This window comes from Alcaligenes sp. NLF5-7, from assembly GCF_024266725.1.
In the GTDB taxonomy this organism is placed as follows: Bacteria; Pseudomonadota; Gammaproteobacteria; order Burkholderiales; family Burkholderiaceae_B; genus Alcaligenes; species Alcaligenes phenolicus.
Window position 1 is genome coordinate 888,025 of record NZ_CP100755.1, and the last position, 16,503, is coordinate 904,527.

The 16,503-nt window shown below is 56.1% G+C and carries 18 protein-coding genes; 7 read left to right on the forward strand and 11 right to left on the reverse strand.

Features of this window, described 5'->3' with window-relative positions:
* Positions 1-8: 8 nt before the first annotated feature.
* The gene (locus MID00_RS04140) at positions 9-767 is read right to left on the reverse strand and encodes a ChbG/HpnK family deacetylase (RefSeq protein ID WP_254499743.1); all 759 of its coding nucleotides are present in this window, start codon (positions 765-767) and stop codon (positions 9-11) included.
* A gap of 60 nt (positions 768-827) precedes the next feature.
* Between MID00_RS04140 and MID00_RS04145 the strand changes: the two genes are divergently transcribed.
* Entirely contained in the window at positions 828-1,205 is a 378-nt protein-coding gene (locus MID00_RS04145) for a GtrA family protein (protein ID WP_022983235.1), read from the forward strand.
* On the opposite strand, the gene MID00_RS04150 is transcribed toward MID00_RS04145, so the two are convergent.
* Together MID00_RS04150 and MID00_RS04155 are read right to left on the reverse strand one after the other, a co-directional pair.
* Positions 1,144-2,814: a glycosyltransferase family 39 protein gene (locus tag MID00_RS04150; protein WP_254499744.1), complete on the reverse strand. Its 1,671-nt coding sequence runs from the start codon at positions 2,812-2,814 to the stop codon at positions 1,144-1,146. The two genes, MID00_RS04145 and MID00_RS04150, sit on opposite strands and share 62 nt — an antisense overlap.
* Before the next feature lie 142 nt (positions 2,815-2,956).
* Positions 2,957-3,976, reverse strand: coding sequence for a glycosyltransferase family 2 protein (locus MID00_RS04155; protein WP_009463894.1), 1,020 nt, complete (start codon positions 3,974-3,976; stop codon positions 2,957-2,959).
* Between the two features lie 343 nt (positions 3,977-4,319).
* Between MID00_RS04155 and MID00_RS04160 the strand changes: the two genes are divergently transcribed.
* Both MID00_RS04160 and MID00_RS04165 read left to right on the forward strand, forming a co-directional pair.
* Positions 4,320-4,724 (forward strand): group III truncated hemoglobin, encoded by a 405-nt coding sequence (locus tag MID00_RS04160; protein WP_009463895.1) that lies wholly within the window; start codon positions 4,320-4,322, stop codon positions 4,722-4,724.
* 2 nt (positions 4,725-4,726) lie between these two features.
* Positions 4,727-5,179 (forward strand): Rrf2 family transcriptional regulator, encoded by a 453-nt coding sequence (locus MID00_RS04165; RefSeq protein WP_009463896.1) that lies wholly within the window; start codon positions 4,727-4,729, stop codon positions 5,177-5,179.
* 84 nt (positions 5,180-5,263) lie between these two features.
* Here MID00_RS04165 and serA read toward each other — a convergent pair whose 3' ends face one another.
* The 7 genes from serA to MID00_RS04200 form a co-directional block, all read right to left on the reverse strand.
* The gene (gene serA / locus MID00_RS04170) at positions 5,264-6,472 is read right to left on the reverse strand and encodes a phosphoglycerate dehydrogenase (RefSeq protein ID WP_022983236.1); all 1,209 of its coding nucleotides are present in this window, start codon (positions 6,470-6,472) and stop codon (positions 5,264-5,266) included.
* A 220-nt stretch (positions 6,473-6,692) separates the two neighbouring features.
* The gene (locus MID00_RS04175) at positions 6,693-7,694 is read right to left on the reverse strand and encodes a cytochrome-c peroxidase (RefSeq protein ID WP_009462237.1); all 1,002 of its coding nucleotides are present in this window, start codon (positions 7,692-7,694) and stop codon (positions 6,693-6,695) included.
* Positions 7,695-7,968: 274 nt separating this feature from the next.
* A complete protein-coding gene (locus MID00_RS04180) occupies positions 7,969-8,673 on the reverse strand; it encodes an ABC transporter ATP-binding protein (RefSeq protein ID WP_009462239.1) in 705 nt (234 codons plus the stop codon).
* Positions 8,666-9,487, reverse strand: coding sequence for an ABC transporter ATP-binding protein (locus MID00_RS04185; protein WP_009462241.1), 822 nt, complete (start codon positions 9,485-9,487; stop codon positions 8,666-8,668). Before MID00_RS04185 ends, MID00_RS04180 begins: the two co-directional genes overlap by 8 nt.
* Positions 9,484-10,446: a branched-chain amino acid ABC transporter permease gene (locus tag MID00_RS04190; protein WP_254499745.1), complete on the reverse strand. Its 963-nt coding sequence runs from the start codon at positions 10,444-10,446 to the stop codon at positions 9,484-9,486. Before MID00_RS04190 ends, MID00_RS04185 begins: the two co-directional genes overlap by 4 nt.
* 3 nt (positions 10,447-10,449) lie before the next feature.
* Positions 10,450-11,370 (reverse strand): branched-chain amino acid ABC transporter permease, encoded by a 921-nt coding sequence (locus MID00_RS04195; protein WP_022983237.1) that lies wholly within the window; start codon positions 11,368-11,370, stop codon positions 10,450-10,452.
* A gap of 20 nt (positions 11,371-11,390) precedes the next feature.
* On the reverse strand, positions 11,391-12,560 hold the full coding sequence (locus MID00_RS04200) for an ABC transporter substrate-binding protein (protein WP_254499746.1): 1,170 nt from the start codon (positions 12,558-12,560) through the stop codon (positions 11,391-11,393).
* A 325-nt stretch (positions 12,561-12,885) separates the two neighbouring features.
* On the opposite strand from MID00_RS04200, the gene MID00_RS04205 reads away from it, so the two are divergent.
* From MID00_RS04205 to MID00_RS04220, 4 genes are all read left to right on the forward strand, one after another.
* Positions 12,886-13,323, forward strand: coding sequence for an Ivy family c-type lysozyme inhibitor (locus MID00_RS04205; RefSeq protein ID WP_009462247.1), 438 nt, complete (start codon positions 12,886-12,888; stop codon positions 13,321-13,323).
* A 74-nt stretch (positions 13,324-13,397) separates the two neighbouring features.
* Complete coding sequence (locus tag MID00_RS04210) at positions 13,398-13,592, forward strand: heavy-metal-associated domain-containing protein (RefSeq protein ID WP_022983238.1); 195 nt, start codon at positions 13,398-13,400, stop codon at positions 13,590-13,592.
* A gap of 229 nt (positions 13,593-13,821) precedes the next feature.
* The gene (gene ada, locus MID00_RS04215; RefSeq protein WP_254499747.1) at positions 13,822-14,886 is read left to right on the forward strand and encodes a bifunctional DNA-binding transcriptional regulator/O6-methylguanine-DNA methyltransferase Ada; all 1,065 of its coding nucleotides are present in this window, start codon (positions 13,822-13,824) and stop codon (positions 14,884-14,886) included.
* 117 nt (positions 14,887-15,003) lie between these two features.
* Complete coding sequence (locus MID00_RS04220) at positions 15,004-15,753, forward strand: SDR family oxidoreductase (RefSeq protein WP_254499748.1); 750 nt, start codon at positions 15,004-15,006, stop codon at positions 15,751-15,753.
* 11 nt (positions 15,754-15,764) lie between these two features.
* On the opposite strand, the gene MID00_RS04225 is transcribed toward MID00_RS04220, so the two are convergent.
* The gene (locus MID00_RS04225; RefSeq protein ID WP_254499749.1) at positions 15,765-16,502 is read right to left on the reverse strand and encodes a cytochrome c biogenesis CcdA family protein; all 738 of its coding nucleotides are present in this window, start codon (positions 16,500-16,502) and stop codon (positions 15,765-15,767) included.
* Position 16,503 lies beyond the last annotated feature (1 nt).

Consider the following 16,503-nt stretch of genomic DNA (forward strand, 5'->3'; position numbering starts at 1 on the left):
CTTCCTTCTCAGGCAATGCACAGGCTGTATTGATCCAGCCATTGCTGCATCTCATCGCCAGCCAGCACCTCGTACTCTGCCTGACGTTGCAAGCCCACAGGATCGTCCTGCACGCTGCTCAAGGAGGGATGGCACATCATGCTGTCCCCGTGCTGCATCACCGCCAGCCAGGCTTTGACCAAGGCGCTGTAACGCTCCTTGCCACCCTGAAAGTCGTACACGCCGGTGAAGCCGGTATTCAAGGTGACGCCTTTGGCTCTGGCCAGGCGCAGCAAATCCTTGGAACCCAGCCCGGCAATAATCTGCGCCTTGAATCTGTCTTTAAACGCGAAACTCGTAGCCAGACGCTGGGCGCCGGTATAACGCAGCCAAGGCATGGAAGCGGCATAACGGCGCTCCATTTCTGCCAGCAAGGCCTCGCGTATCATGGGTAGCTGATGCACGTGCTGATGCCCGTCGATATAGTCCGGGCCCTGCCCCATCACCTCCTCAAAACGATCCAGCTGGCGAGCCACGCTATCCTTGACCTTCTGGGCATCCAGACGATGCAGCAGGCTGCGGATAATCACCTGCTTGAGCGGCATGGCATACACGCCCGCTTGGGAAGCAAACTCGGTAAAATTCAGGTGCAAACCTTTTTGCAGCGTGCTCTGGCGCAGTGCTGGTGCATTTTGCACAAAGCTGTCCCCATCGACCAGGCAGGATGTTCCTGTCAGGCGCCGGGCCTGGGCCAATTTCAGTATGGCCTCGTCCACGGCGGGGGCCATGCCAAAATCATCCGCGCATATACTGATCTGCCTGTCCTTGGCCACTGCTCGCTCCGCTTTATGTCTCGTCAAATCATTCTGTTCATACTGGTCGGCACTTTGGCCGCCTTCACACACTGGGGCATTGTAATCGCCCTGGTGCAAACGCTGAGCCTGTCTCCGCTGCTGGCCAATCTTTTTGGCTGGCTGATTGCGTTCCTGGTGTCCTTTGGTGGCCACTACTGGCTGACATTCCGCTCCCAGAATGCCCGCTTTCTGCCGGCTCTGACACGTTTTTTTCTGGTGTCTGCCGCTGGCTTCGCCGTCAACGAAGCCAGCTATGCGTTTTTACTGAATCATTCCGGTCTGCGCTACGACTTGCTGCTGGGCCTGATTCTTATCGGCTTGGCTGTGCTGACGTTTCTGGCTGGGCGGCTTTGGGCGTTCCGCCGCACATAAGCTCGTACTCGTCGTGATCGAAGCGCCATAGAGCAATACGCTGATCTTCATACAGGCGCTGAGCATGGTTAAGCACCTGGCTTTGGCGCACGGCATCTGGCGAGCCGATCAACCAGACGACCGCCTTGCTGTCCCGACATAACTGCTGACGAAGGGTTGCCCGATCTATCAAGGTCAGCGCCCCACGTTGCGGCTCAAAGCGAGCTGCCTCCAGCAGCTCCTTGCGCCAACTATCGGTGCGCATGATTTCCGGATCATCCCAGCGCCCCATCACGCTGATGTTCTTCAGGCCCGGAACATAGAAGCCCAGGTCATAACGGTAATTATTCAGAAAGACGACACGGTCACCCTTTTGGTATTCACTGGCCAGTACACGGCCCAAGGCCTGACTGTTGACCTGTGGGCGCAGCATCATCGTCGCCACGGCAAACGCACAAATCGCAACACAAACACCCAGGCTCCAGACCGCAAAGCGCTCTACCTTTGCTTCTCCATCCCGCTGACTGCGGCGAATCACCACATCCGCCAGAAAAAAAGCCCAAGGGCCAATCGCAGGCAGGACATAGCCCACCAGCTTGGACGAAGGAATGGAAAAGAAAACCAGCACAGTCAGCAATGCCGACAGCATCAAGCCCCGTATCGCTCCCAAACCGTCGGAAGCATTAACAGAACCACGAAAGCGCTTGAACAAGAATGGCGTCCAACCCAAGGTGGCAACAGGCATCAGGGCAAAGTAGAACCAGAAAGGCTGAGGGTTGTTAAAGCCGGCTTCCAGAAAACGCTGGAAGTGCTGATAGACGATGTAATAGTCAAAAAAACCGGGGTAGCGCGCTTGCATGGCCCACATCCAGGGCGTGGCAACCAGCAGCAAAACCCCCAGGCCTGTCACAGAAAACAGACGCAACAAAGTACGCCACTGGCCTCGACCCAGCAGCCAGAACACCAAGATACCGCCGGGGATCAAAATCCCGATCAAGCCTTTTGCCAGAAAAGCCAGGCCTGCGGTGGCATACAGCCCCATCAAGGCCCAACGATAGGAGCGCCCTTGCTCCATCTGCAAGGCAGCATGACCACCCAAGAGCACACAGCTACTGATCAAGGCAGCAACCGTCATGTCCAGATTGGCGTAATGGGAAGCACCGAAAAGCAGGGGGCTGCTGACCAGAATCAAAGCCGTCCAGCCCGCATGTTGCTGGCTGGCATGACGCTTCAAGAACGCGTGCATACCGGCAATCAACAAGGCCGCCATCAAGGCAGGTACCAGACGAGCAGCCACAAAATTCACCCCCAACACTTTCAGGCTCAGGGCAGTCAGCCAATAATGCAAGGGGGGTTTATGGAAAAACGGCAGGCCGTCCAGACGCGGCACCAGATAATCACCGGATTCCAGCATGGACAGGGCCACGCCGACATAACGCCCCTCATCCGGAATCAATAAGGGGTACGCCCCCAGGGTCAGCGCAAACCACAGCAGTGCCAGCAGCCCCACGGACACACTAGAGAGCGTACCCAGGCGCTGGACGCCGCAACGTAAGCAATAGGCCGGTCCACGCGCTTGTCCAAGCGGTAGTGTTGCACCGGAAGAGGAAAAGGAATTATCGATACTCATCGCTCAAAGCCAAACCAATAGGGGTAGGCAGCTACTTGCGTAGCTGTCGAAGCGATCCAGAGTATCGATGTAGCGTTCAATTACAAATGAGAGCAGTTCGCCAATTAAACGATCCGGCCTGCCTTCAAAACCAGGCTTGCCTTCAGCCTTGCTGCGGGTCCTGATCGGGGGTCGCTAACTGCTTCTGGTCAGGTGCCGGTTCAGAGGCCTGAGCCAGTCCCTGCCCACGGCGACGATGCACCAGATACAAGGGCCGGTGCTTGACCTCGGCAAAGATGCTGGCGACATACTCGCCCACCACACCCAGCGAGAGCATATTCACCCCCGCGAAAAACAGTACCACCGTAATCAAGGTTGTCCAGCCCCGAACGGCATCCCCATACAACAAGTGCTTGAAGATAATGAACAAGCCGTAGCTGAAAGACAGCATGGCCAACACTGCACCTAACAAGCTTAACAAACGCAGTGGCCAGGTGGTGAATGCCGTCAAACCATCCACCGCAAAGCGCAATAGTTTAGTGGGACGGAATCGGCTGACACCATGCAAGCGTTCGGCAGGCGAGTAGTAAATGGGCTCGGACGGAAAACCCACCCAGGCAAACAAGCCTTTCATAAAGCGGCTGCGTTCGGGCAAGGCCATCAAGGCATCAACGACGCAGCGATCCATCAGGCGAAAATCGCCTGCATCACGCGGCACACGCAAACCGTTAGAGGTGCGCATCAGCTTGTAAAACAAACTGGTGCCCGCCCGCTTCATCCAGGTCTCGTCGTCACGGGTTTCCCGCACGGCATAGACCATTTCCAGGCCTGTAGACCAGCGCTCCAGCATAGCTTCGATCAAGGCAGGGGGATGCTGCAAATCCGCATCCATGCACACGACTACCTGCCCGCGGCTGGCCTCCAGCCCTGCCGTCAACGCTGCCTCTTTGCCAAAGTTGCGCGATAACTGCAAATAGACCAGTTGAGGGTAAGTTTGACGCAATTGCTCAATAACCAAAGGCGTTGCGTCTGTACTGCCATCGTCAACGAAAATGATTTCAAAGTCCGGAACCAGTTCGCGCAACTTTGCCACCAAAACCGGCAGCAATGCGGGCAGGTTTTCTGCTTCATTCAAACCAGGGATAACGCAAGAAAGCGTTTGGGCCTGTCGTTTTGTAATCATTATTCCTTGAGCACCGTACTGTAACAAAACCATGGTCTAGCCAACAAAAAGTAATCGTAGCCCGCCAGACCGCCTAGTGCAATTTACCTTCGGTGATACTTGTCTTTCTTAAAGAGCACCGTTCAAGACTTGTACAGCCCTTGCAAGCCGGCCAGACTGGCCAAACACCGCAAACGCAACATCCATACGCTGAAACGTGCAAGCAGTGTAGGAAAGCAAGCGTTGAATCAGCGTGAAATCCAGCGTGAAAATGTTCCGTTCCCAAGCGTTTTCTTTCCGGCTTGACCCCGATGAGTCATACCAATAAGATAGATAAAATATATATCTTTAAATTCAAAATATTATGGCTCTCAACCCTTTGTGTACCCGCCAGGAAATTCATGACCTGGTCTGGGACTTTTACGATCGTATCCGCATGGACGATGTCCTTGGCCCCATTTTCTCCGAGCGCATCAAGGATTGGGATACGCATCTGGGCGTAATGGAAGAGTTCTGGTCATCTCTATTACTCAAGACCGATGGCTTCAATGGCAATCCCATGGCCAAGCATTTGTCGCTCAAGCATATTCAGGCCAGCCACTTTGAACAATGGCTACGCCTGTTCAAGGAAACCTGCCAGGAGCGTGAAAACCAGGCCATGGCCGCGCTGGCATTGGAATATGCCCAGCGCATCGCCCGCAGCTTCTGGTTTGGCTACCAGTTCCAGCACAACCCCACTCAAGTGGCCAGCGAGCTGCAACTGCCCTGATCATGCGTCTGACCAACCTTACCGACTACGCCCTGCGTCAATTGATGTATCTGGGTCAGAACGAAGACAGGCTCTGTACCATCGCGGAAATTGCCCAGTACCACCAGATTTCCCAAGCCCATCTGATGAAAGTCACCCACCTGCTCGCCAAGGGCGGATGGATTCAGACACAGCGCGGGAAAAACGGCGGAATGCGGCTGGCCCGTGCGCCGGAAGACATCAATCTGGGCGAGCTGGTGCGCTATACCGAAACCGATCTGGCGGTGGTGGAGTGCCTGGGCAGCGGCACCCACTGCATCCTGAGCGGTCGCTGCAACCTGAGCAACATCCTTAAACAGGCGCTGGTCCAGTTCCTGAGTTATCTGGATAACTACACCTTGCGCGACATTATTGTGCCCGGCAGCAGCCCGGAACAGACGATTGCCTGGCCCACCAAGTCCATGCACTCGGCCTGATAGCAGACGGACGGATAGCAGACGAGCAGACGGCCCCGGACTCAAAAGAATCCGGGGCCGTTTGTTTAGGGTCCGACTACCGCTTCAAGCCGGGAAAATCAGATCGCTCCGTACAGTACCAGGATGGGCACGCACAGCTTCCAGCAAACCCTGCTCGGGCACACGATCCAGATCCGTCATGGCATAACCCAACTCGCCTTGCGTTTGCAGCTGCTGGCGGGTGATGTTGATACCGTGCTGGGCCAGAATATTGTTCAAGCTACCCATCGCGCCGGGAACGTTGCGATGAACATGCAGCAGACGCACAGCACCCTGGATGTCGTAGTAAGACACTTCGGGGAAGTTCACCGCGCCCTTGGTAGCGCCGCTACGCAAGTAGCTAACCAGTTTCTCGGCCACTTCACGGCCAATGTTTTCCTGGGATTCCTGAGTACTACCGCCAATATGCGGCGTCAGGATCACATTAGGCATACCGATCAAGGGGCTCTTCAACGGTTCGTCCACGCTTTTCGGTTCGGTTGGGAACACGTCCAGCGCAGCACCCGCCAGATGACCGCTGACCAAGGCTTGGTGCAAGGCATCAATATCCACCACCGTACCGCGCGAAGCATTGATCAGGATGGAGCCGGGTTTCATGGCCGCAATCGTCTCGGCATTCATGATGTTATGCGTGCCCTGCCCGCCTGGTACGTGCAAGGTGACCACATCGGACTCGGCCAGCATCTGCTTCAGGCTGCCATAGACACGGGCATTGCTCAGCGGCAGTTTGGATTCCACATCATGGTAGAGCACACGCATACCCAGCGCTTCGGCCAGAGTACCGACTTGGGAACCAATATTGCCGTAGCCAATCACGCCCAAAGTCTTGCCACGGATCTCGAAAGCGCCATCGGCACTTTTGTCCCAGAAACCCTGGTGTACGCGCAGGTTCTTCTCGGGGATACGACGTAGCAACAAGATGGCCTCACCCAGCACCAGCTCGGCAACGGAGCGGGTATTGGAGAACGGCGCATTAAAGACCGGTACACCATGGTTCTGGGCTTGGTCCAGATCCACCTGGTTGGTACCAATACAAAAGCATCCCAGCACTTTGAGCTGGTCTGCGTGCTCCAGCACCCGGCTGTCAAACTGGGTACGGGAACGAATTCCGACAACTTCGGCGCCTTTGACAGCGTCCAGCAGCTCCTGACCCGACAAGGCTCCCTTGTAGGTCTGAATATCGGTCAAACCCGCAGCCTCAAAAACTTCACGGGCGCTAGGATGAATGTTCTCAAACAGGACAATGCGACTCATGATGGTTCCAGTCATTGAAATAGTATCTAAATGGTACTATTTTTTTAGCCCGCCTGATCGAGCATCAACAATAACAGCAGGGGATTCTTGTCTTGAACGCCAAGCAAGGTCATGAATCCACAGCCAAATACAAAAACCCAGGCCAGGAAAATAAAAAATCCAGGACCTGGGTCACTTCATGGCGGCCTAGCTCATGAAAAGCCGCCTGAATAGCCTGCTATCAAGAACCAAATGGCACCGGACGTGGTGTGTTGTCACGCGAAGGTGGCAGGATTGGCAGCACGATTTCAGGCTGTTTGCCCGTCAGCGTTTTCAGGAACGCGACGATCTGGGCATTTTCCTCTGCAGAGAAACTGCGACCCAACTGCAGACGACCCATTGTATCCACGGCTTCAGTCAAGGTATTGACGGCACCATCGTGGAAGTAAGGGTAGGTCAGCTCGACGTTACGCAAGGTAGGAACCTTGAAGTTGAAACGGTCAGCATCCTTACCCGTCACAGCCGCACGGCCTTCAGCCGGGTTGGTGGTTTGGTACGGCTCGATCAGACCCATTTTCTGGAAGGAGGTACCGCCCAGATTAGGACCGTTGTGGCAGGCCACGCAACCACTATTCTTGAACAGTTGATAGCCAGCCAGCTCCTGATCGGTAATGGCTTTCTTGTCACCCTTCAACCACAGGTCAAAGCGCGAGTCAGGCGTCACCAAGGTTTCTTCAAAGGCGGCAATTGCGGAGGTGACTTCATCAATGCCGAAGTCGGCCTTGCCAAAGACTTGCTTGAACTCGGCCTTGTACTCGGGGATGGAGCTCAGGAACTCCATGGCCAGTTCGTGTGTGAACGCCATTTCCTTGGGGTTGGCAATCGGGCCACCGGCCTGCTCTTTCAGGTCGCTGGCACGGCCGTCCCAGAACTGGGCCACGTTCAGGCTGGAGTTCAGGACGGTAGGCGAGTTGATGGGGCCTTCCTGCCAGCGATCCCCGATGGAGGTACGGATATTGTCCGTGCCACCCATGCTCAGGTTATGACAGGAGTTACAGGAGATGAAACCAGAACGGGACAGGCGAGGTTCAAACCACAGTTTCTTGCCCAGTTCAACGCGTGCCGGATCAGTGACAACTGCGGCGGGAATCGGCTGTACAGGCTCATTTTCCTGAGCTTGCGCGGCACTGCCGAGCAGTAGACCGGCGGCCAGAGCAGAGAGAGTGAACAGGCGTAATTTCATAACAACTTCCTTATGGGATGACAGAGCTTCCTGCCAGTGAGTGGTCCGGATAGGACCCATAACCCTGCTGGCCTTATGGACATCGTAAGGAATGCCATTTCATTACACATTGATACATCGCAAGGAAATAATCTTTCCAGAGATGCTTAGGGAACTTTCAGAAGAAAGTGCAACTCCTCCGCCACAATCCCCTATAGCGCCTTGACGATAAGCATAAAAAATGCCGCCTGCAATCAAGCAGGCGGCATCTTGGGATTGTTGCAGTTTGTGTTTTTTACACGCCCAGATAACGCGTCCACAAGGTGCGATCAGCCCCCAATGCTTCGGAGTTCCCCTGCCAGACCAATTTGCCACGTTCCAGAATAATGTGGTGATCCGACAAGGCCATCAGCCGCTCGACATATTTGTCGATCAGCAAGATGGTTTGCCCTTCTTCACGCAAGACGGCCAGACAGTTCCAGATTTCTTCACGCACCTTGGGCGCCAGTCCCTCGGAGGCTTCATCCAGAATCAGCAGCTTGGGGTTAGTGACCAGCGCACGGCCAATGGCCAGCATTTGCTGTTCACCGCCCGAGAGCTGGTTGCCCATATTGGACGCACGCTCACGCAAGCGCGGAAAAAAGTCATAGACACGCTCGGGCGTCCAGGTCTTGTTGGCTTTGGGGTTGCGGTTGCAAGCAAAGGCCGTCAAGTGCTCGGCCACGGTCAGGTTGGGAAAGCACTGACGCCCTTCGGGCACAATGGCAATCCCGGCACGGGCAATACGGTCCGGATTCCAGCCCGCAATGGACTGGCCGTCGAACTTCACATCGCCGCCGCGCACCGGCAACTGGCCCAGAATGGTTTTCAGCAAGGTGGTCTTGCCCATGCCATTACGGCCCAGCACAGTCACAACCTGCCCGCTACGAATGGACAGATCTACCCCGAACAGCACCTGGCTGGCGCCATAGCCGCTTTGTAATTGAGTCGTTTCAAGCATGGCTTTCCACCTTGGTTGGAACTGGCGTGTCGTCGTCGCCCAGATAAGCTTGACGCACAGCCTCGTTATCGCGGATTTCGGCAGCCGTGCCGGTAGCAATAATGTGCCCCGCCACCAGCACAGAAATCCGGTCAGCCAGACGGAAAACTGCTTCCATATCATGCTCGACCAGCAACATGGTGGCTTTGCCACGCATGGTTTCGATCAATTCAGTCAGGCGCAGCGTTTCGTCCGGCCCCATCCCGGCCATAGGCTCATCCAGCAGCAGAACTTGCGGACGGCTGGCCAAAGCCAGGGCGAATTCCACCTTGCGCTGCTCGCCATGCGGCAACACACCGGCCTGGGTATGCAGCAAGGACGCATCAATGGCACATTCGGCAGCCAAAGCACGGGCTTGCTCGTACAGCTCGGTTTCCGCCTGACGAGCACGCCAGAAGCGGAAGCTGCTGCCACTGCATGCCTGCAAAGCCAGCACCAGGTTATCCAGCACCGTGTAGTTCTTGAAGATGTTGGTGATCTGGAACGAACGTGCCAGACCGGCAGCCACACGCTGGTGACCCGACAAGGAAGTCACATCCCGGCCACCCAGCAAGAGCTGGCCCGAATCCGGGGTCAAGGTGCCCGACAGCAAATGAATCAGGGTCGATTTACCAGCCCCGTTCGGGCCGATCAAACCATGAATTTCACCGGGCACCAGGTCCAGGGACACATCATTGGTAGCCTGCAAAGCACCAAAGCGCTTCATCAGACCACGGGCTTGCAAAGCGGCCGAGCCGCTGCCCGCCTTGGAGGCGGTTGCTATCGTGTTCGTCATGCTTGCTCCTTGGCAGTAGTAGCGGGATCAGCGGTCGAGCGGACACGCACCAGTCCGGCCAGCCCCTTGGGTGCAAAAAACACCACCAGCAGCAACAAGATACCCAAAGGCATGTGCCAGTACTCGGTCCAGTTGCGCAGCAACTCTTCCAGCACCAACATCACGAACGCACCCAGAGCACCGCCATACAGCAAGCCAATCCCCCCCACCAGCACCATGATGATCAGGTCAGCCGACTGGGTCCAGTTCATCAGGCTGGGCGAGACAAACAGGTTGTGGTTAGCCAACAAGGCACCAGCCAGACCCATGATGGCTCCGCTCAAGGTGTAAGCCGTCAGGCGAATGCGGTAGACGGGGTAACCCAAGGTTGTCATGCGGCTTTCGTTTTCACGCGTGCCCATCAAGGCCTGCCCGAAACGGGCTTTAACCAGACGATTGAACAGGAACAGCACCGCCACCAGAATAGCCAGAACCAGGTAGTAAAAGCTCAGCTCATTGCTCAGATCAATCCCGGGCAAGGAGGAATGGCTGTACATGTTCAGACCGTCCTCGCCACCGTACTGGCGCAAGGAAATGAACAGATAAAAGATCATCTGGGCAAACGCCAGCGTGATCATGATGAAGTACACACCACGAGTACGCAGCGACACGGCACCGGTCAGGAAAGCCAGCAAGCCGGAGATCACCATGGCGGCAGGCCAGGCAATCAGGCCGCTTTGCACGCCTTCGGTAGCCAGGATACCCACGGTGTAGGCCCCTGCCCCGAAAAACGCGGCATGGCCCAGGGCCACCATCCCGCCATAACCCAGCACCAGATTCAAGGCACTAGCAGCCAGGGCATAGATGAAGATACGGCGTACAAACGAAATGTAGAACTCAAGTCCGTACATCGGTGCAATCAAGGGGAAAGCCAATAAGGCCACCAGCACCAGGGCGGAAAAAATACGCGAAGTAGACATACATTAACCTCGCGCCGGGAACAGGCCCGAAGGACGGAAAACAAGAACAACCGCCATCAGGACATAGATCGAAATGGCGGCAATCGTAGGACCGACGCTGGAAGCCACATCTGCCGGGAAAACGTTACGCAGCAACATGGGCAGGAATGCACGGCCAGCGGTATCAACCATACCCACCAGCAAGGCACCTACAAACGCGCCACGAATCGAGCCAATCCCGCCAATCACGATGCAGACCAGAACCAGGATCAGAATGTCCTCGCCCATACCGATCTGAACCGCGGTAATCGGACCCAACAAGGCACCGGCCAGCGCAGCCAGAGCGGCTCCCAGAGTGAACACACCCAGGAACAGAATAGGCACACGCACCCCCATCAGGGTGGCCATTTGTCGATTGGAGGCTCCTGCACGCACCAGCACCCCAGCCCGTGTTTTGGTCACGAAGGCATACAGGGCCAGCGCCATCACCAGACCGACCGCAATAATCATCAGACGGAAGGCGGGATAGAGAAAGTCAGGCAAGAGTTCTACCGGCCCGGACAACAAGGCAGGCATATTCAACATAACGGGGGTTGGGCCCCAAATCATTTTGACCACATCATTGGCGATCAAAATAACGGCATAGGTTCCCAGTACCTGAGCCAGGTGATCACGAGTGACCAGCTTGCGCAGAATGAGAATTTCCAAGGCAATACCGACCAGGGCTGTCACCGCCACCGCCACCACAATGGCGGCGGTAAAAGACCCTGTACGCTGCATGGTTTCCGCGGCCACATAGGCTCCCGCCATATAGAGGGAGCCGTGGGCCAGGTTCATGATATCCATAATGCCGAAGACCAACGTCAGGCCCGCGGCAATCAGAAATAACATCAAACCAAACTGCAAACCATTCAGCAATTGCTCGCTAATCAGAATGAGCGACATGCTTTTACCACCTGTGAATCTTAATTAAGTTTGCATTCTTTGGCGTAGACGTCCTGGTAGGAGTCAAACACCTTGCTGACCATACGGTTCACAAGACGTCCGTCCTGATCCTTGACCACTTCACGCAAGTAGTAAGCCTGCACGGGGAAGTTGTTGTTGCCGTAGGTAAATGGGCCGCGAACCGAGTTGTAGTCGGCGGCTTTCAGTGCCTTGAGCACCGCTTCGCGGTCGGATACCTTGCCATCAACCTGTTTGACGGCGGCGTCAATAGCCAGAATCACGTCATAGGCCTGAGCAGCGTAAACCGATGGATAGCGGCCGTCGTAGGCTTTGCGGAACTCTTCCACAAAGGTCTTGTTGGCAGGAACATCCAGGTCAGGCGACCACTGAGCCGTGTTCAACATGCCCAGGATAGGCTCGCCCACGGCGGGGATGATGTCCTCGTCACCCGAGAAGGCTGGGCCCAGCAACACCACATCTTTATTTAGGCCAGCGGCCACGAACTGTTTGATGAAGTTGATGCCCATGGCACCGGGCAGGAAGAAGAACACGGCCTGGGGCTTGGCCGCACGGATCTGTGCCAGTTCAGCCGAGTAGTCAATCTGGCCCAGCTTGGTGTAGAGCTCGTCGTTGACGGCTTTGCCGTAACCACGCTTGAAGCCGTTCAGGTGATCCTTGCCGGCCGGATAGTCAGGGGCAATGATGAACATTTTTTCGTAGTTGCGATCCGCAGCCACTTTACCGGCGGCCTCGTCAAAGGCGTCGTTCTGGTAGGACACACCAAAGAAGTACGGATTACAACCGGCACCGGCCAGTTGGCTGGGGCCCGGGTTGCTGGTCAGGTAAGGCACTTTGGCCGAGAACAGGGCGGGAGCCACTGCCAGTGCCACGTTGGAACCCACGGGGCCGGTAAAGAAGTCGATCTTGTCGCGCTGCACGAAGCGATTGACCAATTGGCGGGCCTGGTCGGGGTTACCGGCCATATCCTGTTGAATGAACTCGGCCGGGAAACCGCCCAGCTTGCCGTCCAGTTGTTTGATGGCCAGATTAAAGCCATCACGAACTTCACCACCAACGGCAGCGAACGGACCGGATGTGTCCATTGCCATCCCCACTTTGATGGTATCGGCATGAGCCAAAGAACCGCCAAAAGCCGCCGCCAGAGCTACGGTCAATGCAATACGTTTCATGTTATCTCCTTGCGCCACCGCGCTTATAGGCTGTCTTTAAATAAGATGCACAGCAGATCGAACTACAAATTCAACTATGCCAACCATTCATTTATAAATAGTTTAGTTATGAAACAATTTTGCTGGCAAGCTGTGGTTTTTACCTACACCCCTCAAATGCCCTGGTAATTCGACAGGAAACAAAGCCCCGTGCCAATCCCATGGACGGATAAGCACTATAACGACTGTAGGGATAGCCGTTTATGCAGGTTTTCCTTGATTTTGTTAACAATCCCGCACTAAGCGCGCTGCTAAACTGAAGGCTCGCCTCATTATTGGAGATCCCATGCGTATTTCCCATTCTCTGTGCCGCCTTGTCCTTGGCAGCGCCCTGCTCGCCCCTTTCCTGAGCAATGCACAGTCCTCGGAATCCGTTTATCTGGCTGACCTGGCCAAGTCCAACAAGCAAGTGGCCCAGCAGTATCAGAGCCTGATGCAGGACGTCGCCAAAAACGCCAGCTGGGTTAAAGATTTCGGTACGGCTTCGCCGGGCGAAACCGTTTCTCTGGATGGCCGCGACTACCAGGTTTTCCAGGGCTGCAAACCCCATGACTGCACCAGCTCCAGCTACGTAGTGCTACTGGACACTCAAAAGCAGACCATCTCCTACGGTGCTTTTGTGGAAAACAAGGAATCAGGCCCAGGTTTGGCCAGCAGCCAGATTCAATGGCTGGGCAATCCCGAGTTTGATCAGATCCGCCTGATGTCACCGGCCCTGTTTTAAAAAAAACAGCACTTGACCTTGCCCCCGTGGCAAGCCTTAAGCTGACTCCATTGTTTTTATCAAAGGAGTCAGCTATGTCCACCTTCTCCGTACCCGACATGACCTGCGGCCACTGTGTACGCAGCATCACTGAAGCCATTCAGGCTGTCGCCCCTCAAGCCACCGTCAGCACGGATCTGGAAAAACACCAGGTTACCGTTCAAGGTCTGGATGGCGCACAAGCCCTGAAAGTGATTGAAGAAGCGGGTTACACCCCCAGCGCCCTGTAAGCACGACGCGCCTTTCACGGTGCCAGCGCTTCAGAGCCAATAAAAAGGCCGGTTGATACCGGCCTTTTTTCATACTGCTTCGTTTAGCACGCACATACCGTCAACAACTGACAGGCTCTTGTGTGGTGTCAGCCGGGTCTGTCAATATTGACCGCAAGAATCGGAGTGCTTGCGATGAAAGACCCGCGTATTCTGGCTTCGTAATTGATGATGTCAGGATCCCTGCCCTATGACTACGAACCCTGCTTACAAAACCGACGATCAGCGCTGGGCGGCTGTGCAGGCACGAGACCCCGCTGCCGATGGCCAGTTCGTCTATGCGGTGCGTACCACAGGCGTGTACTGCCAACCCAGCTCAACAACACGCTTGCCCAAGCGCGAGAATGTCGAATTTTTCGATTCGCCCCAGAACGCTGAAGCAGCAGGCTATCGTTATAGCCGTAGGGCCCATGGCTCTCAAACCAGCGCCGCAGCCGAACGGGCCGCCATCGTGGCTCGTGCCTGCCGCCTGATCGAAACTTCGGAGACGCCGCCATCGCTGGACACGCTGGCAGCCGCGGTGGGCAAAAGCCCCTTCCATTTTCATCGGCTGTTCACAGCCGAAACAGGTCTGACGCCCAAGGCATACAGCTCGGCCTATCGTGCTCGCAGACTGCGCGAGGAACTGAGCAGTCCGGATACGACCATCACCAATGCGATCTACGACAGCGGATTCAACTCCAACAGCCGATTCTACGAAGCCTCTGAACAGCTGTTAGGCATGCGTGCACGGGACTACCGGGCTGGAGGGGCCGGTGCTGTCATCCGTTTCGCTGTAGGTCAGTGCTCTCTAGGAGCGATTCTGGTAGCCCAAAGCCAACGCGGCATCTGCGCCATCTTGCTGGGCGACGATCCCGATCAACTGGTTCGTGACCTGCAAGATCAGTTTCCCAAAGCCGAAATCATCGGCTGCGACGGCGAGTTCGAGCAATTGATCGCTCAAGTCGTGGGCTTCATCGAAACGCCCTCTATTGGCTTGCACCTGCCACTGGATGTACAAGGAACGGCCTTCCAGGAACGAGTCTGGCGCGCGCTCTGTGAGATCCCGCCAGGCGTCACCGTCAGCTACACCGACATCGCCGAACGCATAGGCTCGCCCAAAGCTGTGCGTGCCGTGGCCCAGGCTTGCGCCAACAACCACATCGCCGTAGCCATCCCATGCCACCGCGTCGTACGCCGGGATGGCGATCTGGCCGGTTACCGCTGGGGGGTAGACCGAAAACGTGAACTGCTACGCCGCGAAGTACAAGACTGATAGTCGGCTACCTGCCCCATCATCAAGAACCGGTTTTGAAGGCAAGAAACGGAGTTCCCCGTCAGGCCAGGACACATACGATGTGAGCTCCCAATAGAAATACAGGAGATTTCACTCATGGCTTTGCTTGATGGAAAGGTTGCCCTTGTTACCGGCGCATCCTCTGGTATTGGACGCGCCATCGCATTGATGTTTGCTGAGCAGGGAGCGGCACTTGTTCTTACGGCAAGGCGTAGCGCATTGCTTGATGCCGTCGCCAAGGAGATCCGGCAGTCTGGCGGCCGTGCCGAGTTTGTGACGGGGGACATTACGCAGGCTGAAACCCATGAGCAACTGATCGAAGCCGCGAACAGCAGATTCGGTGGGCTGGATATTGCGATCAATAACGCCGGTATTGTCGGTGCCCTCAAGCCGCTGGCCGAGATGTCACTGGAAGAATGGCAAACAACACTGGATACCAATCTTGAGGCAGCCTTTCTGGGTGCCCGTAGCCAGATTCCAGCCATGCTCCATCGCGGTGGCGGTTCGATTGTTTTCACCTCGAGCTTTGTGGGCACCAGTGTCGGCCTACCCGGGATGAGCGCTTATGGTGTCGCCAAAGCGGCACTCATGGGACTGGTCAAAGGCATCACTGCAGACTATGCGGCGCAAGGAATACGAGCTAACGCTCTATTGCCTGGCGGAACTGACACAGACATTGCCGGGGATCAGAGCACCAAGGATTGGGCGGCGGGGCTGCACGCCATGAAGCGAATCGCCCAACCTGAAGAAATTGCGTCCGCAGCGCTCTTTCTGGCCAGCTCCATGTCCAGTTTTGTGACCGGATCAGCCCTGTTCGCCGATGGCGGCAATGCTGCCGTGAAGTGATAGACGACGGTTCAGCCCAGTTGTCCTAACACCGGGAATGTCTTGAGCACCCAGATCGCAAACCGCGCCAGCTCGCCGGTTGCCATGGCCCAACCCATCACAATCAGCACCAGACCCGCCCCCCAGCGCACATAGCGCCCGATCTTCCTGATCTGGGTCATGCGCTGCAAGAAGGGGGTCAGGAAGCAGGCGGCCAGGATGAAAGGTACGCCCAGACCCAAAGCGTAGACGGACAACAGGATACTGGCCTTGCCCGCACTGGCCGTGCTGGCTCCCATCATCAAAATGCCCGCCAGAATCGGGCCGATGCAGGGAGTCCAGCCAAAGCCGAACGCCAGCCCCATTACCGTTGCCCCGCCAGGGCCTGCCGCTTTGCCGGATTCAAAGCGATAGTAGCGTTGCAGGCTCATGGGCATGCGCAGCACCCCCATCACACTAAAGCCCGCCAAAGCCACCATGACACCTGCCGCCACATTCAACTCATAGCGATAGGCCATCAACAGCTGACCAAGGTAAGAGAGGCTGGCTCCCAAGGCGATAAAAACCAGCGAAAAGCCAGCCACAAAACAAACGCTGCGGCCCAGTAGCTGGCTGCGCTTGACCTGCGTATACACCTGCCCGTCCCCGGCCAGATAAGACAGATAGCCGGGAACCAAGGGCAAGACGCAGGGGGAGAGAAACGAAGCCATCCCCGCCAGAAACGCCGTTATCAGGGCGATCAGGCCCAAATCCAAAGACACTATTTCCATA

Excerpts from the sequence above, each read along its gene's own strand:
- MID00_RS04225 (WP_254499749.1), bottom strand. The coding sequence starts at position 16,502 with ATGGAAATAGTGTCTTTGGATTTGGGCCTGATCGCCCTGATAACGGCG.
- MID00_RS04140 (WP_254499743.1), bottom strand. The coding sequence starts at position 767 with ATGGCCCCCGCCGTGGACGAGGCCATACTGAAATTGGCCCAGGCCCGG.
- MID00_RS04205 (WP_009462247.1), top strand. The coding sequence starts at position 12,886 with ATGCGTATTTCCCATTCTCTGTGCCGCCTTGTCCTTGGCAGCGCCCTG.
- MID00_RS04190 (WP_254499745.1), bottom strand. The coding sequence starts at position 10,446 with ATGTCTACTTCGCGTATTTTTTCCGCCCTGGTGCTGGTGGCCTTATTG.
- MID00_RS04175 (WP_009462237.1), bottom strand. The coding sequence starts at position 7,694 with ATGAAATTACGCCTGTTCACTCTCTCTGCTCTGGCCGCCGGTCTACTG.
- MID00_RS04195 (WP_022983237.1), bottom strand. The coding sequence starts at position 11,370 with ATGTCGCTCATTCTGATTAGCGAGCAATTGCTGAATGGTTTGCAGTTT.
- serA (WP_022983236.1), bottom strand. The coding sequence starts at position 6,472 with ATGAGTCGCATTGTCCTGTTTGAGAACATTCATCCTAGCGCCCGTGAA.
- MID00_RS04220 (WP_254499748.1), top strand. The coding sequence starts at position 15,004 with ATGGCTTTGCTTGATGGAAAGGTTGCCCTTGTTACCGGCGCATCCTCT.
- ada (WP_254499747.1), top strand. The coding sequence starts at position 13,822 with ATGACTACGAACCCTGCTTACAAAACCGACGATCAGCGCTGGGCGGCT.
- MID00_RS04200 (WP_254499746.1), bottom strand. The coding sequence starts at position 12,560 with ATGAAACGTATTGCATTGACCGTAGCTCTGGCGGCGGCTTTTGGCGGT.
- MID00_RS04165 (WP_009463896.1), top strand. The coding sequence starts at position 4,727 with ATGCGTCTGACCAACCTTACCGACTACGCCCTGCGTCAATTGATGTAT.
- MID00_RS04185 (WP_009462241.1), bottom strand. The coding sequence starts at position 9,487 with ATGACGAACACGATAGCAACCGCCTCCAAGGCGGGCAGCGGCTCGGCC.
- MID00_RS04180 (WP_009462239.1), bottom strand. The coding sequence starts at position 8,673 with ATGCTTGAAACGACTCAATTACAAAGCGGCTATGGCGCCAGCCAGGTG.
- MID00_RS04155 (WP_009463894.1), bottom strand. The coding sequence starts at position 3,976 with ATGATTACAAAACGACAGGCCCAAACGCTTTCTTGCGTTATCCCTGGT.
- MID00_RS04210 (WP_022983238.1), top strand. The coding sequence starts at position 13,398 with ATGTCCACCTTCTCCGTACCCGACATGACCTGCGGCCACTGTGTACGC.
- MID00_RS04145 (WP_022983235.1), top strand. The coding sequence starts at position 828 with ATGTCTCGTCAAATCATTCTGTTCATACTGGTCGGCACTTTGGCCGCC.
- MID00_RS04150 (WP_254499744.1), bottom strand. The coding sequence starts at position 2,814 with ATGAGTATCGATAATTCCTTTTCCTCTTCCGGTGCAACACTACCGCTT.
- MID00_RS04160 (WP_009463895.1), top strand. The coding sequence starts at position 4,320 with ATGGCTCTCAACCCTTTGTGTACCCGCCAGGAAATTCATGACCTGGTC.